Below are 15642 nucleotides of genomic sequence, written 5' to 3' on the forward strand. Positions count from 1 at the left end.
TCCATAGCAATGAGCGCTTTACCCGTCAGTGCTATAGCCTGATTCGGCACATAAAAAAGCCCCGCAAGCGAGAGCCTGCGGGGCTTTTTTGTGGGGTGGCCATCAGCTGACGGTGATGGTCTTGTTGGCGGTGAGTGTGCCGCCCCGGTCGTCTTTCCAGAGCATGGCCAGCTCGCCGCTGTGGCGTGCCTTGAAGGTGAACTCGATGTACGGGTTCTGGGAAATCGAAGTGCCCAGATCCCAGACAAAGATCAGCTTGCCCCCCAGCTTGGCCTCAAAGTGATTGACGATGTGGCGCGGACGGGGTTTGCCGGTAGCGGGGTCATTGCGCAGGCCGGTTTCCATGACGTGCTCCATCTGTGCGCGTACGCGCAGGATGTCGCCTGCCTTGGGCTTTTCGTTGCTGACCCAGACACGGGCCGGTTTGTTCATGCTCATGCCTGTGCCTCCTACATGCCGCAGCCGCTGGCGGCCACGGTCACCATTTGCTTGCCTTGCAGCACAGCACCGCTTTTCATGCGGGCCAGCACATGCACGGCCTGCGATTGGCTCAGGCGGATGCGCACCGCAGCCTCGGCCGTGCCGGTTTCAGCGGTGAACTGCATGCGGCAGGCCAGGGGCATGGGGTTGAGCTCGGCCACCACCATGATTTCCTCGCACCAGTCCTGCTCCGTGATGGGCAGCGTGACCTTGGCCTTGACCGGCACGGCGCTGGGGTTGTCTGCCAGCACCGGAATGTCCAGCTGCAGGCCTTCGGCTTGTGGCTTGGCGCTGCCGATGAACTGCTCCATGGTTTTTTTAAATTCCACGGGGTTGGGCGCCAGAGGGCCAACCAGCGGTACCGGTGGCTGGATCTGCGCCGCAGCAGGCAGGGCCCAAGTGGCCCCGGCCGCCGCTGCGCCTGCCACCAGGCGGCGGCGTGTCAGAGAGGGGAAAGGTGCAAGGTTCATGTCTTAAACAGCCAGGAAGTCCTTGAACATGCCGTTGATCCAGGCGAAATCGTCCTTGACCAGGTCATGCGTGCGAACGTCCATGTCGATTTGGGTTTGGTGCACGTTACCGGAAGCGGCATCCACTTCGTACTCAAACTTCACAGAAATTTCTTCCTGTGGATCGCCGTTGACCATCATGTAGCACAGGTTGTCGGGCAGCAAAGGTGTGACTTCCTTGCCTGCGGCGCGCTGGGCGATGTTCTTGGCAACGATCTTGCCGATGTAGTTGGCCACGTGGCCGCTCTTGGGGTAGTGACCAAACTGGGGCGAGATGGCGCCCATCAAGTCACCGACAAAGTACACGCTGTCATCGCCATTGGCAGTGAAGTAGCGGTTGTTCATGTCGGCCCAGCCGGTGGGCTTGCCATCGGGTGTCTTGCCAATCAGGTCAGCCTTCCAGACCATGTCGGCGGCCTGGTGGGGGGGCATGAGGATGGCATCGTCAAAATTGAACTCACCTGCAGCGGTCTTGATCTTCTTGTTGAAGGGGTCGACCTCTTGCACGCGTGCATTGGGCACGTGGGTGATGATGTCCGGATACAGCTCTTCGAACGCCTGCTTGTAGCCCACGCCAATGGGGGCGATCTTGGGCTTGGGGTCGAGAATCAAAATCTTGCCGGGAATCTTGTTTTTCTTGATGTGCCAGGCAATCAGACACGCGCGCTCGTACGGCGAGGGCGGGCAGCGGTGGGGTGGTGGTGGCAGCGTCATCACGATGGTGCCGCCCTTGAAGTTCTTGATCTTGTTCTTCAGTGCGTGCATTTCCTGGTTGGGGATGTACGCATTGGGGAAGTGCTTGCGCGTGTAGTCGATGGCCTTTTGGTCGTTGCCGAACCAGGCTTCGTAGTCGTTGCGGATACCGCCGGACAGAATCAGGTAGTCGTATTCCACCAGACCGTGCGCGGTGCGTACCAGCTTCTTGTCGCGCTCAAAACCGGTCACTTCGGTTTGCAGCAGCTGGTAGCCGTAGGTGTTGGCGGGGTGCAGCATGTCGCGGTTGACGAAGTCGGTGTTGACGATGTCGATCAGCCACTTGTTGCTCATGGGGCCCGACCAGAAGGTCGGGTTGCGCTCCAGCAGCACCACATCCGAGTTGGGGATCAGCTCGCGCAGATAGCGAGCGGCGGTCAGGCCGCCCCAGCCACCACCGCAAATCACAATGCGCGGGCCCTTGCCCTGGCGCGGCAGGATGCGCGATTGCGGGGTCATGATGGTGGGGGCCGCCAGCGTGGCGATCGGGGTGGCCGCAGCGGCAGCGCCCAGCGCCATAGCGGGCGGGGTCATCAGAAAGTGGCGACGTTGCATGGTGGAAACTTCCTCCGTGTCATTCATGGAAAGCCGCGCCGCCAGCATGTGCCAAGCGTCACGGCTGGCGTAAGACCAGCGCTGACCTGCAGGGCCATTGCAGCACTTGCAATGGCCAAAAGAGCAAAGGGAAGCGGGGGCATGCAATGCCTGACCGGTGGGCGAATGCCTTGGTCAGGCTTGAATGGCTCCGGCCTGTGACCGAAGCCACATCCTATGCTGTCAAACGAGCACTCAAACAAAAGACGGGCTTGAGCGTTGGTGCGTGCACTGGAAGCGGGTTCACAGGCACACAGGCATGGATGGGGAGGGAATCCCTCTTAGCCGACACGCGGCACAAGCAGAGCTGTCTGGGGCGGATTCTAGAGCAGGGTGTTGCAGCTTGATACATGCCATACCCTGAGACTGGGGCATCAGCCCCTGCGCACCCCTATTTTCAGGGCCAGCATGCTGCCCGCCAGAATGCCAATCACCGCAGGCACCGTGGCCCAGGTCAGCGTCGTGGTGCCGGTGAGCACCTGACCGATAGAGCAGCCTGCGGCCAGCAATCCGCCAAAGCCCATCAGGCCACCACCGATGGCGGACTGGGCCAGCTGCGCCGGGCTGTCAAAGCCCTCCCAGCGGGCCGTGCGGGTGAGCAGTGCTGTCAGCAGCGCACCGGCCAGCACCCCGAGCACCATGGCCGAAGCCGGGGCAAATGCGCGGCCCACGGCCACTTGCGTGTACAGCAGGGTTTCGGCGATGGGGGAGATAAAACTCAGCGAGGTGAGTTTGACGGGGTCAAACGGGTCCACCTCCACGGTGGCGCTGAGCCACCAGCCCGCAGCCACCAGCAGGCCAATCACCAGGGCTGCCAGCCATTGGGCAGGGCTGCGACGCAGCGCCGGGCGGTACAGGGCATAGCTGGCCAGCAGGGCTGCAGGAATGATAGCTAGAAGCGTATATATAGCAAGGGCTGGAAGGCTTTTGGTCATCAAGGTTTGCGAGATGCTGCCATGCTCCAGCGCCATGGGGGCCAGCCCCTGGAACCACTGGCGCACAGGGGCCAGCACCCCGGTTGCGCTGGCCTGTGCGCCCAGGCCCAGAAACAGTACGGTCACCAGCGCGCGCAGATTGCCGCCTGCCAGCAGCACCAGCGAGCGTGCGCCGCAGGCGTTGGCCAGCACCATGCCCAGGCCAAAAATGGCCCCGCCAATCAGCACGCCCACCCAGGAAAAACTGGGGCGCACGATTTGCGCCTGGCCCAGATCCACCATGCCCGCCAGCTGCAAGCCTTGCGAAGCCAGCAGGGCCACTGCCAGCGCAAGGGCAAAAGCCTGCAAGGCTGGGGCGCTGCCGCGTGGCTCGCTGCGATCCTGGCCCATGGCTTGGCGCAGGCCGCGCAGCAGGCAGAACCGCCCAAGCCGTGCGGCAATGCCAAATGCAGTGCCCAGCAAAAAAGAAAACCACAACAACATCGCAACTCCTCAAGCAGTGGGTCGGTTCAGGCGGCGTGGCCCTGGCGCGCAGCAGGCCCGCTGGGGCGGTGTGCGCAGGCCTGGTCCGCCGCCATGGTGTGAAAGCCCTGTGCGCCAAGGCCTGCAGGGCGTCCGTGCTCAGCGGTCCCAAATGTCCGTGCTGATCGCCTGGTACCAGGCGCTGCCGTAGTCGGCTTCGGCCTTGCGAAAGCGGGCATCGCCATCGGCAGGGCTGACACCGCCGGAGCCCGGCACTTCAATCAGCTTGCCGCCCTCGGCACGGTAGACCCCGGCGACGGAGATGCCGTAGTCGGTGCCCACCAGGCTGTAGCAGGTGTTGGCAAAGGCCGCTTGTGGCGCGGTCTGGCCCGTCAGCTCGGCGGCAATCACCGCCGCAGCCAGCTTGCCTTGGGTGTTGGCGGCAAAGCCGGACTTGGGCATGGGGGCGGCCTGCGTGGCATCGCCCAGCACATAAACGTCCTGGACCTGGCTGGAGGCAAAGCTCTCGGGCTTGACGGGGACCCAGCCGCTGGCATCGGTCACCCCTGCGCGCTCGGCAATCAGGCCGGCTTTTTGCGGCGGAATGACGTTCAGCACATCGGCCTTGTGCTGGGTGCCGAATGCGGTTTCCACGGTCAGGTTGCGGGCGTCCACGCGCACGACCTGGCCGTCATCCGCCTGCTTGACCCATTCGATCATGTCGCCATACAGCGCTTTGTAGCCCTGCAGGAACAGGCCCTGCTTGGAGAACGCGTCCTTGTTGTCCAGCAGCAAAATCTTGCTTTTGGGTTTGTGGTGTTTGAAGTAGTGGGCCGCCATGGCCGCGCGCTCGTAGGGGCCGGGCGGGCAGCGGAAGGGGTTGGCAGGAATGACCATCACAAAGGTGCCGCCATCGGGCATGGCTTGCAGCTGCTTTTGCAGCAGCAGGGTTTGCGCGCCAGCTTTCCAGGCGTGCGGGGCCCGCTCGGCTGCTGCTTCGTCATAGCCTTCCAAGGCGCCCCAGCGCATGTCGATGCCGGGCGACAGCACCAGCTTGTCGTACGCCAGCACCTGGCCGCTGGACAGCCGCACGCGCTTGGCGCTGCTGTCGACCTGGTCGGCGCGGGCGTGGACGACGTCAATACCGGCTTTGCGCAGTCCGTCGTAGCCGTGGCCAATGCTTTCCATGGAGCGCATGCCTGCCAGCACCAGGTTGGAGAAGGGGCAGGTGTAGAAGCGCTCAGCAGGCTCCACCAGTGTCACTCGTACCTGTGGGGCATGTGCCTTGAGGTAGCGAGCCGCCGTTGCGCCGCCAAAGCCGCCTCCGACGATCACGACATGGGCCGATGCGGCTTGCGCACGCACGATGGCTGGCAGGGCCAGTGTGGCAGCGGTGGCAACAGCGCTGCCCAGAACAGTACGGCGATGCATAGACATCAGCGGGCCTCCTTGCTGAACCATTGGGCGAGGGCTTGAATTTGGGCATCGTCATAGCCCTTCATCAGGCGGGTCATGACGGTGGCGTCGGTGGCCGTGCCGGCCTTGAAGGCCTGCATGCGGGCCAGCAGGTGGGGTTCGCCCACACCGCGCAGCGTGGGAATGCCGCCGGTGCTGCGGCCATCCGGCCCGTGGCAGTTGGCGCAGCTACTTTCCAGCAAGGCAATGTCTTGTGCGCTGAGCGGGGCGCCAGGGGGCGCCACCGTGGCCTGGGCCATGGCCGCAGGGGCAAGCAAGGCGGCAGCCAGCCATACGGCAGGTCGCAGCGCAGCGGGGGAAAACAGAGGGGGCAAGGGCATGCGGTCTCCAATCGATCGCGCACCGGTGGGGCGGCTGGGCCGCGCTCCGGCGCTTCAACGGGGGCGCTGTGGTCTGGCGGCAATCACGTGCCAGCGCAGCAGTAGGAGCGTCGGATTCTAGAGAGTGGCTTGCAACAATGGGTAATAAGTATCTGCACCCCAGGTCTCAACACCGTTGATCGGCGTCGCGCTGCCCATTCCTGCTGCAGTGTGCCAATGAAGTTGCTCGCTGCATTTATCAAAATAAATAGCTTTAAGCGTATGTTGCATAAGCGTTAGATGGCAAAAAGGCTTAACAACCGAAATCGGTTCTCAAGCCTGATGGGTCATCGTGTTGCGCGACGAAGCAGGACGTGTGCCGCGCTGTTATTCCGACGAAAGGTCTGGGTCAATCGCCGGTGCAGGCGCCGCGGCGTCATGTGCAGAGGCCACGGGCTCGTCGTCATCAAGCAAGGCATCGGCGGCTTTGCCCACCCCTTTGCCGACGATTTTGACGGTGCCCACGGCGGCATCCACCGCCAAACCCGCCACCGAGGCGGTGGCGCTGACCACGGTATAGGTGATGCAGCCCGTCAGCAGCAGGCATAAAAAAGCCCCGGCGGCAATCAGTCGCAGGGGCTGAGACACGCGCGAAGGCATTAGCCGATGCGCATGCCAGGCTGGGCACCGGGGAAGGGCTCCAGCACGTAGATGCCGGGCACGGCCTTTTCATCGGCGTGGCTGGCGGCCAGCACCATGCCCTCAGAGATACCGAACTTCATCTTGCGCGGTGCCAGGTTGGCGACCAGCACGGTCAGCTTGCCTTGCAGGTCTTCGGGCTTGTACATGCTGGCAATGCCGGAGAACACGTTGCGCATGCGGCCTTCACCGGCGTCCAGCGTCAGCTGCAGCAGCTTGGTCGAGCCTTCGACAGGCTTGCATTCCACGATTTTGGCGATGCGCAGGTCAATCTTGGCGAAGTCGTCGATGGTGATGGTGGGGGCGATTTCTTCGCCACCGGGCTTGGGCGCTTCCACCACGGGGGCTGCTGGGGGCTCAAACAGCGCGTCCAGCTGCTCCACCACCACGCGCTGCATCAGGTGCTCGTACTTGCCAATGCCGTGGCCAGCGCCCAGCAGGGCATCGGCGTCGGCAAATTGCAGGGGCTGCACGTTCAGGAAGGCTTCCACTTGCACGGCCACGGCAGGCAGCATGGGCTTGAGGTAGATGGTCAGCAGGCGGAACGCTTCGATACAGGTGCTGCACACGTCTTGCAGACGCGCATCCATGCCTTCTTGCTTGGCCAATTCCCAAGGCTTGTTGGCGTCCACATAGCTGTTGACCTTGTCGCACAGAGTCATGATGTCGCGCGCAGCACGGGCGCTGTCGCGGTTTTCGTAGGCGGCGATGATGGCGTCTTTTTGCGCACGCAGGGCGTCGAGCAGGGTCTGGCCGTCTTCGCTCACGGTGCCCAGCTTGCCGTCAAAGCGCTTGGCAATAAAGCCCGCAGCGCGCGAGGCGATGTTCACGTACTTGCCGATCAGGTCGGAGTTCACGCGCAGCATGAAGTCTTCAGCGGTGAAGTCGATGTCTTCGTTCTTGCCGTTGAGCTTGGCGCCCAGGTAGTAGCGCAGCCACTCGGGGTTCATCTTCAGGGCCAGATACTTCAGCGGGTCCAGGCCCGTGCCGCGGCTCTTGCTCATCTTCTCGCCGTTGTTCACGGTGAGGAAGCCGTGCACTGCGATCTTGGTGGGCGTCTTGCGGCCGCTGAACTTCAGCATCGCAGGCCAGAACAGCGTGTGGAAAGTCACGATGTCTTTGCCGATGAAGTGGTACTGCTCCAGATCGGGATCCGCCATGTAGGCGTCGAAGTCTTCACCGCGCTTATTTAAAAGGTTCTTCAGCGATGCCAGGTAGCCCACGGGCGCATCCAGCCACACATAGAAGTACTTGCCGGGTGCATCGGGGATTTCAATACCGAAATACGGTGCGTCGCGCGAGATGTCCCAGTCGTCCAGGCCTTCGCTGGTCGTGCCATCGGGGTTGGTGCGCACGCCAAACCATTCCTTGACCTTGGCGGCCACTTCGGGCTGCACGTGCTTGCCGTTTTGCGTCCATTCCTTCAGGAACTCAACAGCGCGTGGGTCGGAGAGCTTGAAGAAGAAATGCTCGGAGGTGCGCATTTCGGGCTTGGCACCCGACAAGGCCGAGAAAGGATTGATAAGGTCAGTCGGCGCGTAAACGGCACCACAGACTTCGCAGTTGTCGCCGTACTGGTCCTTGGCGTGGCACTTGGGGCACTCGCCTTTGATGAAGCGGTCGGGCAGGAACATGTTCTTCTCGGGGTCGAAGAACTGTTCGATGGTGCGGGTTTCAATGAAACCGGCTTGCTTCAAATCCAGATAGATTTGCTTGGACAGCTCGTGGTTTTCTGGGCTGTCGGTGTTGCTCCAGTTGTCGAAGGCAATGTGGAAGCCGTCGAGGTACTGCTTGCGGCCAGCGGCAATGTCAGCCACAAACTGCTGGGGCGTTTTGCCCGCTTTTTCAGCGGCAATCATGATGGGCGCGCCGTGCGCGTCATCGGCGCCGACGAAGTTGACCGCGTTGCCCTGCATTCGCTGCGCACGCACCCAGGTGTCGGCCTGGATGTATTCCATGATGTGGCCGATGTGGAAGTTGCCGTTGGCATACGGCAGTGCGGTGGTGGCGAAAATCTTGCGTTGGGACATGAGGGGGGTCTTCTCGTAGGCAATGGAAAGCAACCCGTGATTTTAGAAGCCCCAGCACGTCTGTGCAGCAAATGCGGCTATGCCATTGCGGGTGCTTTTATTTTTGTAGCTTCTAGCGCTTATCTGTTAAGGGTCTTGAGGCTTTTTGTGCATACATCTGCTGGTCGGCATGCTTGAGCAGGCTTTGCACGTCCTGCGCATCGTACGGGTACAGCGCAATGCCGATGCTGGCCCCCAGGTGCACCACGGTGTCCCCCGGAACGCCTTGCAGCGTGGTGAGCGGGGTGCTGATCAGCTCGGTCAGTTTGGCGCTGGTGGCGCTGGCTGCGGCCAGGCTGTCCACGCCGCGCAGCACCACCACGAACTCATCGCCACCCAGGCGGGCCACATGGTCGTCCGCACGGATGTGGCTGCGCAGACGCTGCGCCACTTCGGTCAGGGCCCGGTCCCCGTTGTCGTGGCCCCAGCGGTCATTCAGGGGCTTGAACAGGTTCAGGTCGATGAACAGCAGCGCGAAGGGGGCGGCATGGGCGGGGGGGCGGTCCATCAAGCCGGTCAGCACATGCTGCAAGGCGCTGCGGTTGGCCACGCCGGTGAGCCGGTCGGTGAACAACTCGTGGCGCATGTGGCTGAAGTTGCGCGCCAGCTCACCCACTTCATCGTTGCGCTGGGTTTCAAACGACGAGCTGATGTCGCCCTGGCCGACGCGCTTGACGGCGTTGGACAGGCCGCGCACATCGTCCGCCACACGGCCAAACAGCCGCATGCCGATGGCCAGCGCCAGCAGCAGGCACAGGGCACCCGCCAGCATGACCCATTCCACCAGGCGCGAGACGTCGGCCAGCAGCGTGGCGCGCGGCACGGCAACAGCGGCCATCCAGTCCAGGCCCGCCTCATCGGTGACGCGCACATAGGCCACATGCAAGGGGTTGCCGTCAGCATCGTGCATCTGCAGGCTGTGGACATTGGCCAGAAAGTCGGTCCGCTCGCTGTCTGCGGCAGGCGGTGGTGGGTTGAAGTCGTTGCGGATTTGCAGGTAAATGCTGTTGGCCAGCGCGTTGCCCCCGGTGTGGGTGGTCACGCGTTCAATGCGGCCGGCATCGGCAAAGCGCACATTGCGCATGCCGGAGATGGCGACCAGATCGCCACTGGGCTCGACGACAAAGGCCAGGCCCTGGATGCTGCGGCCCAGCTCGTCGACCACATCGTTGAGCGCGCGCAGCGAGACATCGGTGGCCACCACGCCTTCAAAATCGCCACGGGCATTGAGTACGCGGCGTGCGCGTGTGAGCACCAGGTCTTTGATGCCAAAGTCGATGTACACCGACGTCCAGGTGTGGTGATCAACACGGGACGCCAGCTGAAACCAGGGGCGGTTGCGCGGGTCAAACATGGCGCGTTCGGTGCGCAGAAAGCGCTGTTCCCCATCTATTTGCGGCAGGCTGTAGTAGCGCCGGTGCTGGTCGGATTCGGCGCGCACGCGCAGCTCGGCCGTGCCATCGGGCAGGCGTTTGAGCCCCACGCCCTGGCCGTTGATGTTGCCGTAGTACACATAGTTGTTGGTGCGCGGGTGCAGCGTCGTCGCGGCCCACAGGCGGCTGCGCAGGCCGCGCCAGTCGCTGCGGATGTCGGCTGGTGCGGCCATGCCGCTGGGAAAAGCGGCCTCCAGCACGGCGGCAGAGCCGCTGACGTGGTGCTGAATGTCCTGGCGCATGCGTGCCGCCATCTCGCGCAGCATGTGGTCCGAGAGGTTGGTCACCGTGCGCGCACCCGCCATATAGGTGATGCCGCCGATGATGGTGGTGAGCACCACAATCAGCGCCGCATAAGGCAGCAGAAGGCGCAGCTTCAAAGAGCGCAGTTGCAGGGATGCGGGCATGGGCAGGTGGGCGGTTGAGCAGCGACAAGGGGCCTGAACTTAGGGCTTGGCGCTTTCAAATACCTTGATGCGCATCAATAACAGTAACTGTTTGAAATATTTTGGAATAAAAAAGAGCGGCTAGCGCTGGTGAATAGTGGGTTTCAACATGTTTTGTTGCTGAAACCCAGTCTATTCAAGCGCTAGCCGCTCTTTAATTGAAAGCGTACAGCTTACTCTGGCTGCGCCATCAAAGGCTTTTGCAGCAGCGTGGCCAGCGTCAGCTGGCTGAGCACGGCAATGTGCTCGGCATCCGCAAAACGCTGCGCGGTGTCTTGTAGCGGGGCAATGCAGACATAGGCGCATTCCTGGGCCCCATGGGCTGCCATTGCCTGGTGCAGGGCGCGCAGTGGCTCCACACCGTGGGAGGCTGCTTTCCAGCGTTTGGCCGCCACCAGCGTGGTTTTGCCCTGGCGTTGCAGCACAAAGTCAGCGGCTGGATCCTGGCAGCGGCTGACGGCATAGCCCTCCACCTTCCAGGCACTCTCCAAGTGATTGGAGAATTCGCTCCAGTTTTTGCTGGCGGCATCTTCCAGCAGCGCTTGCTGCTGCAGCGGGGTGGGCTGGTCGTATTGGCGCACAAAAGCGACAAAGCCCAGCGCCCAAAACGGCAGCGAGCCGAGGATGGCCACAATCTTGTAGGGCTGTGGCACCAGGGCAGCGGCCAGCAAGGCCCAGCCGGCACCAACGATAAAGCTGATCCACCAGCGCGAGCGCAGCAGGATGGCAAACAGGGAGTTTTCGGCCATTTTGAATTTCATGGCAGGCAGATCTTTCACAGACAGGCGGGGGCGCAGCAGCGGCCCCAAATACAAGAGCCCGCACCCGGCATGGGTTGAAGGGCTTCGATAGACTAGACGGCTCATTTTCTCAGACACCGCTACAAGTAAAAATAACCATGTCCCTCACTGAACAAGGCCTGTTGGCCGCGCTGGCCAGCGTTATCGACCCCCATGCAGGCACCGATTTTGTGAGCTCCCGCGCTGTGCGTAATGTGCAGATCAGCGGTGGCGACGTGGCGTTTGATGTGGAGCTGGGTTACCCGGCCAAGAGCATCATCCCCGAGCTGCGCAAGCAATTGATCGCTGCGGCCAAGACCGTGGCAGGCGTGGAGAACGTCTCGGCCAACGTCTACACCAAGGTGCAATCGCACGCGGTGCAGCGTGGCGTGCAGCTGTTGCCTGGCGTCAAGAACATCATTGCCGTGGCATCGGGCAAGGGCGGCGTGGGCAAGTCCACCACCACGGCCAATCTGGCGCTGGCACTGGCGGCCGAAGGCGCCCGCGTAGGCGTGCTGGATGCCGATATTTACGGCCCCAGCGTGCCCATGATGTTTGGCGTGAATGGCAAGCCTGAGAGCTCTGACGGCAAGACCATGGAGCCGCTGGAGAACTATGGCGTGCAGCTGATGTCCATCGGCCTGCTGCTGAACAATCCCAACGAAGCCATGATCTGGCGCGGCCCCATGGCCACGCAGGCGCTGGAGCAGATGCTGCGTTCCACCAACTGGAAAGACCTGGATTACCTCGTCATCGACCTGCCACCAGGCACCGGCGACATTCAGCTGACGCTGAGCCAGAAGGTGCCCATGACCGGCTCGGTCATCGTGACCACACCGCAGGACATTGCGCTGCTGGACGCGCGCAAGGGCATCAAGATGTTCGAAAAGGTGGGCGTGCCCATCTTGGGCCTGGTGGAGAACATGGCCATGCACGTGTGCAGCAACTGCGGCCATGTGGAGCACATCTTTGGCCAAGATGGCGGCAAGAAGCTGGCGCAGGAATGGAATATGGACTTCCTGGGCGCGTTGCCCTTGTCCATGGAAATCCGCGAGCAGGCAGACAGCGGCAAGCCCACCGTGGTGGCTGCGCCCGACAGCGAAGCCGCACAGATCTACAAAAAGCTGGCCCGTGACGTGGCGGTGAAGATTGCCTTGAAGGCCAAGGACTTCTCGGCTAAGTTCCCCACCATCACCATCAGCAAGAACACCTGATGCGCAGCCCTGCGGGGCATGTATTTTGCAAAGAGCGGCACCTCCGATGAGCGTGCCGCTTTTTTTCGTCCATGCCCTACGATGGCGCGCTGCTTGTATTCAACGCATGGATCGACCTTTTGGAAAAAATACCCGCTATGCCCGCTTTTGATGTGGTGACACCTTTGGGGCGCAGCCTGCCCAGCATGACGGCGTTGCGCTGTCTGGATGCCAGCGCGCGCTGGTGCAGCTTCACGCGGGCGGCCCAAGAGGTGCACCTGACGCAAAGTGCGGTCAGCCACCAGATTTTGAAGCTGGAAGAAGAGCTAGGGGTGCAGCTGTTTGAGCGCAAACGCAATGGCCTGCAGCTGACCAATGCCGGTACGGCCTACTGGCGCGAGGTTTGCAGCGCCTTGCAGCAACTCGAGCGGGCCACACACAACCTGCGCATGCAGGGGGCCAAGGGCGGCATGCTCAATCTGAGCACGGCCTCAAGTTTTGGTACTTACTGGCTGATGCCCCGCCTGGCAGGGTTTCTGGCGCAGCACCCCGAAGTCACACTCAATATTTCCATGCATCTTGGCGCAGTGGATTTTGCGGCCCTGCGCCACGATGCTGCGATTGAGTACTGCAGCGGGGAAGAAGAGGGGCTGAATGCGTACAAAGTCTCTGATTTGTTGCTGCGGCCCTATGCCTCGCCCCTGTGCTTGGAGCAGCATGCACCTTGGAACTTGCCCCAACTGTTGCAAGCGGTTCCATTGATTCACCAGACCACGTTGATGGAGGCGTGGTCCGGCTGGCTGGAGCAAGCGCAGCTCAGTGAGCTGGTAGGCCCTTGGCACACCCTCAAAGGTGCACGGTATGACTTGCTCTCGATGGGGCTCAACGGCGCCATCGCAGGCCTGGGCATTGCCCTGCTGCCGGCCTATATGGCAGAAGCGGCCGTGCAGACGGGCCAGTTGCAGTGCCTGTCGCCCATCACCTGGCGCTCGCCCAAAGCCTATTACCTGCGCTTGCCTTCCTGGAAAGCCGAACAGCCTGCACTGCGCAAATTCAGCCAATGGCTGGAGCAGATGCGCCTGTCTGAGATGGCGGCTTGAGCATCGCTGCAGTGCAGCCTGGGAACGCCGCTGCGCGCTGGAAAGCCGGTAATACCCAGAAAGCATGCTGTGACCTGCAGCAATCCCCTGCATGGTGCATGAACGGTTCGCCTGTGGTGATTCATGCACCGCTGTGGTGAGGTATCAATTTAATTCATGCTGGGATGAGAATCTTTGGTTTGTCAGCGCAGGCACTTGGCCCTAAATTTTGCACTGTGGTGCTTGGCACGGATTTGGCATGAATGCCGTCTTGCCTTTGAGCAGCAACCCTTAAGTGCTATAGAAAGTGGAATTTAGATGGTGCACAGCCCTGTGTTGATGAGTGATGAAGAAATTGGCCAGTTGTTGCAGCATGCGGTGCTGGTAGATGAGCTGGATGCGGCATTGCAGGACTTGGCTGACGGTAAAGCCTGCATTCAGGCCCGGCACCGTGTGGATTGTGGCGCCGCCAAATTGAGCACCATGGGCGGTATTTGGCAGGCACGCAACGTGGCTGCCGTGAAGTCCTACACCACCGTAGAAGGGTAGTTCACATTTTTGGTCAACCTGTTTGATACGGCCACGCGCCAGCCCTTGGCGGTGATGCAGGCGAACGAGTTGACGCGCTTTCGCACCGCTGCGCTGACGCGACTGGTGGTGCGCAAAGCAACGCAGGGCGGTGCTGTGCCACGCAAGCTGGCAGTGTTTGGCGCCGGTTTGCAGGGCCGTACCCAGGCCCAGGTGCTGTGTGAGGAGCTGGCGCTGGACGAAGTGTGCTTGTCGATCCAGCAGGCGATGCAGCATGGGTGCAGTCTTTCGGGCAACAAATGCAGGTCAAGGCGCGGCTGACCACCCCGCAAGAGGCGGTACAGGGGGTGGATGTGGTGGTCACGGCTTCACGCTCCAAAGTGCCGGTGTTTGATGGGGCCTGGCTCCAACCGGGTGCCGTGGTCGTCGCCATGGGGACCAGCTTGCCCAATGGCTCGGAGCTGGACAACACCACGTTTGCACGCGCGGGTCGTTTGCTGGTGGAGTGGCGCCCCCAAAGCCTGAACGAGGCTGGCGAGGTGGTGCAAGCGTTGAGCAGCCAGACGCTGACGGACGCAGACGTGGTGGATTTGCCCGCCTTGTACCGTGGTGAGCAAGCCTGGCGACGCAGTCCTGAAGACATCGTGGTCTTCAAGTCTGTCGGTGTGGGATTGGCCGATGTCGTGGCCGCTTGCAGTGCTTGGCAGGCACGCACCACCAGCGCCTGACACTTTTTCTTTTCTCGACAGTGGCTGTGAATGCCTTGAGATGCTGCAAGTCGGCAGGGGACGCTACGCCCCGAGATGTGCTGCAAGGCCTGCTGTCTGCTTTTGAACGGCTTGATGCCGTTCTCCTTTACCCGGAGTTAACACTGTGAAAAAAACCTTTTTGCGCTCTCTGACTGGCATGGTCGTCGCGTTGACCAGCTGTGTGGCCGTTCACGCAGCAGACTGGCCCACCCGCCCGTTGACCGTGATTGTTCCTGCCGCCGCTGGTGGTAGCCCCGACATTGTGATGCGCCTGCTGTCCAATGCTTTGTCCCAGCGTTTGGGGCAGCCGGTGATTATTGAGAACAAGCCAGGCGCTGGTGGCAACATCGGTATGCAAGCGCTGGCCAAAGCCGCACCCGATGGCTATACCGTGGCCTATGGCAACAATGCCACGCTGGCCACCAACCAGTTCCTGTTCAAAACCTTGCCTTACCAGCCTGAGCAGTTGTTGCCTGTCATCGGTCTGGTGTCGACTTACAGCTTGCTCGTGGTCTCCCCCAAACTGCCTGTCAATAGCGTGCAGGAGCTGGTGGACTACGCGAAAAAATACCCTGGCAAGCTCAGCTTCGCCTCGGGTGGCAACGGGACCTCCGGACACCTTGGCGCAGAGATGTTCAAGGTGCAAGCGGGCATTGACGCTCTGCATGTTCCTTACAAAGGCGCCCCCCAGGCAATCAACGACATCGCAGCTGGCAATGCCGATGTGCTGATCGATAACATCGCCTCGGTTGGTCCCATGGCTGAGAGCCAGCGCGTCAAGGCCTTGGCCGTGACCTCCAAGACACGTTTGCCTTCAAAGCCTGATCTGGCCACGGTGGCAGAGTCTGGGCTGCCCAATTTTGAAGTTCGTGCATGGGGTGGTTTGGTTATGCCAGCTGGTGTCCCCGCCGCTGTCGTGCAGCGCCTGAACCAGGAGATGAATGCCGTGCTGTCCGACCCCAAGGTGCAGGAGCAGCTGGAAAAGATCGCGTTCAAGCCGCTGGGAGGCACTTCCGCCGCCTTCGCCAATTTGCTCACGAGCGAGCGCTCCACCTGGAAGGGCATTGTTCAGGCCAGTGGAGCCAAGATCGAATAAGCGTTGCAAGCAAGAGGGCCTTGGCCCTCTTTGTCATGGCGTTGCAGGCACCTGAGCGGGAGA

Annotated in this window: 16 protein-coding genes; 6 read left to right on the top strand and 10 right to left on the bottom strand. The window is 61.7% G+C overall.

Annotation, left to right across the window (positions count from 1 at the left end; translation table 11 throughout):
- Positions 1-102 precede the first annotated feature (102 nt).
- The 10 genes from soxZ to AC27VO_RS03290 form a co-directional block, all read right to left on the bottom strand.
- Entirely contained in the window at positions 103-438 is a 336-nt protein-coding gene (gene soxZ / locus AC27VO_RS03245; RefSeq protein WP_488665261.1) for a thiosulfate oxidation carrier complex protein SoxZ, read from the bottom strand.
- Between the two features lie 11 nt (positions 439-449).
- Positions 450-950: a thiosulfate oxidation carrier protein SoxY gene (locus AC27VO_RS03250; RefSeq protein ID WP_488665262.1), complete on the bottom strand. Its 501-nt coding sequence runs from the start codon at positions 948-950 to the stop codon at positions 450-452.
- Positions 951-953: 3 nt separating this feature from the next.
- The gene (locus AC27VO_RS03255; protein ID WP_488665263.1) at positions 954-2297 is read right to left on the bottom strand and encodes an FAD-dependent oxidoreductase; all 1344 of its coding nucleotides are present in this window, start codon (positions 2295-2297) and stop codon (positions 954-956) included.
- Between the two features lie 413 nt (positions 2298-2710).
- The gene (locus AC27VO_RS03260; RefSeq protein WP_488665264.1) at positions 2711-3754 is read right to left on the bottom strand and encodes a YeeE/YedE thiosulfate transporter family protein; all 1044 of its coding nucleotides are present in this window, start codon (positions 3752-3754) and stop codon (positions 2711-2713) included.
- Between the two features lie 138 nt (positions 3755-3892).
- The gene (locus tag AC27VO_RS03265) at positions 3893-5170 is read right to left on the bottom strand and encodes an FCSD flavin-binding domain-containing protein (protein ID WP_488665265.1); all 1278 of its coding nucleotides are present in this window, start codon (positions 5168-5170) and stop codon (positions 3893-3895) included.
- Positions 5170-5529 carry a c-type cytochrome gene (locus AC27VO_RS03270; protein ID WP_488665266.1) on the bottom strand — a complete coding sequence of 120 codons (360 nt, stop codon included), beginning with the start codon at positions 5527-5529 and terminating at the stop codon, positions 5170-5172. The genes AC27VO_RS03265 and AC27VO_RS03270 overlap by 1 nt, the downstream gene beginning before the upstream one ends.
- Positions 5530-5895: 366 nt before the next feature.
- Positions 5896-6168 (bottom strand): hypothetical protein, encoded by a 273-nt coding sequence (locus AC27VO_RS03275; protein ID WP_488665267.1) that lies wholly within the window; start codon positions 6166-6168, stop codon positions 5896-5898.
- A complete protein-coding gene (metG, locus tag AC27VO_RS03280) occupies positions 6168-8237 on the bottom strand; it encodes a methionine--tRNA ligase (RefSeq protein ID WP_488665268.1) in 2070 nt (689 codons plus the stop codon). The genes AC27VO_RS03275 and metG overlap by 1 nt, the downstream gene beginning before the upstream one ends.
- A 112-nt stretch (positions 8238-8349) precedes the next feature.
- Positions 8350-10116: a diguanylate cyclase domain-containing protein gene (locus AC27VO_RS03285; RefSeq protein ID WP_488665269.1), complete on the bottom strand. Its 1767-nt coding sequence runs from the start codon at positions 10114-10116 to the stop codon at positions 8350-8352.
- 212 nt (positions 10117-10328) lie between these two features.
- Complete coding sequence (locus AC27VO_RS03290; protein WP_488665270.1) at positions 10329-10916, bottom strand: restriction endonuclease; 588 nt, start codon at positions 10914-10916, stop codon at positions 10329-10331.
- 137 nt (positions 10917-11053) lie between these two features.
- On the opposite strand from AC27VO_RS03290, the gene apbC reads away from it, so the two are divergent.
- The 6 genes from apbC to AC27VO_RS03320 all read left to right on the top strand — a co-directional run bounded on the left by apbC (position 11054) and on the right by AC27VO_RS03320 (position 15579).
- A complete protein-coding gene (gene apbC, locus AC27VO_RS03295; RefSeq protein WP_488665271.1) occupies positions 11054-12148 on the top strand; it encodes an iron-sulfur cluster carrier protein ApbC in 1095 nt (364 codons plus the stop codon).
- A gap of 137 nt (positions 12149-12285) precedes the next feature.
- Positions 12286-13227, top strand: coding sequence for a LysR substrate-binding domain-containing protein (locus AC27VO_RS03300; RefSeq protein WP_488665272.1), 942 nt, complete (start codon positions 12286-12288; stop codon positions 13225-13227).
- A 297-nt stretch (positions 13228-13524) separates the two neighbouring features.
- Positions 13525-13755 carry a hypothetical protein gene (locus AC27VO_RS03305; protein ID WP_488665273.1) on the top strand — a complete coding sequence of 77 codons (231 nt, stop codon included), beginning with the start codon at positions 13525-13527 and terminating at the stop codon, positions 13753-13755.
- Positions 13756-13764: 9 nt separating this feature from the next.
- Positions 13765-14055 carry a hypothetical protein gene (locus AC27VO_RS03310; RefSeq protein ID WP_488665274.1) on the top strand — a complete coding sequence of 97 codons (291 nt, stop codon included), beginning with the start codon at positions 13765-13767 and terminating at the stop codon, positions 14053-14055.
- Entirely contained in the window at positions 14013-14462 is a 450-nt protein-coding gene (locus AC27VO_RS03315; protein WP_488665275.1) for a hypothetical protein, read from the top strand. Before AC27VO_RS03310 ends, AC27VO_RS03315 begins: the two co-directional genes overlap by 43 nt.
- A gap of 145 nt (positions 14463-14607) precedes the next feature.
- Positions 14608-15579, top strand: a complete 972-nt coding sequence (locus AC27VO_RS03320; protein WP_488665276.1) for a Bug family tripartite tricarboxylate transporter substrate binding protein — start codon at positions 14608-14610, stop codon at positions 15577-15579.
- Positions 15580-15642 lie beyond the last annotated feature (63 nt).

The organism is Comamonas sp. 14P8.1.4, assembly GCF_057799285.1.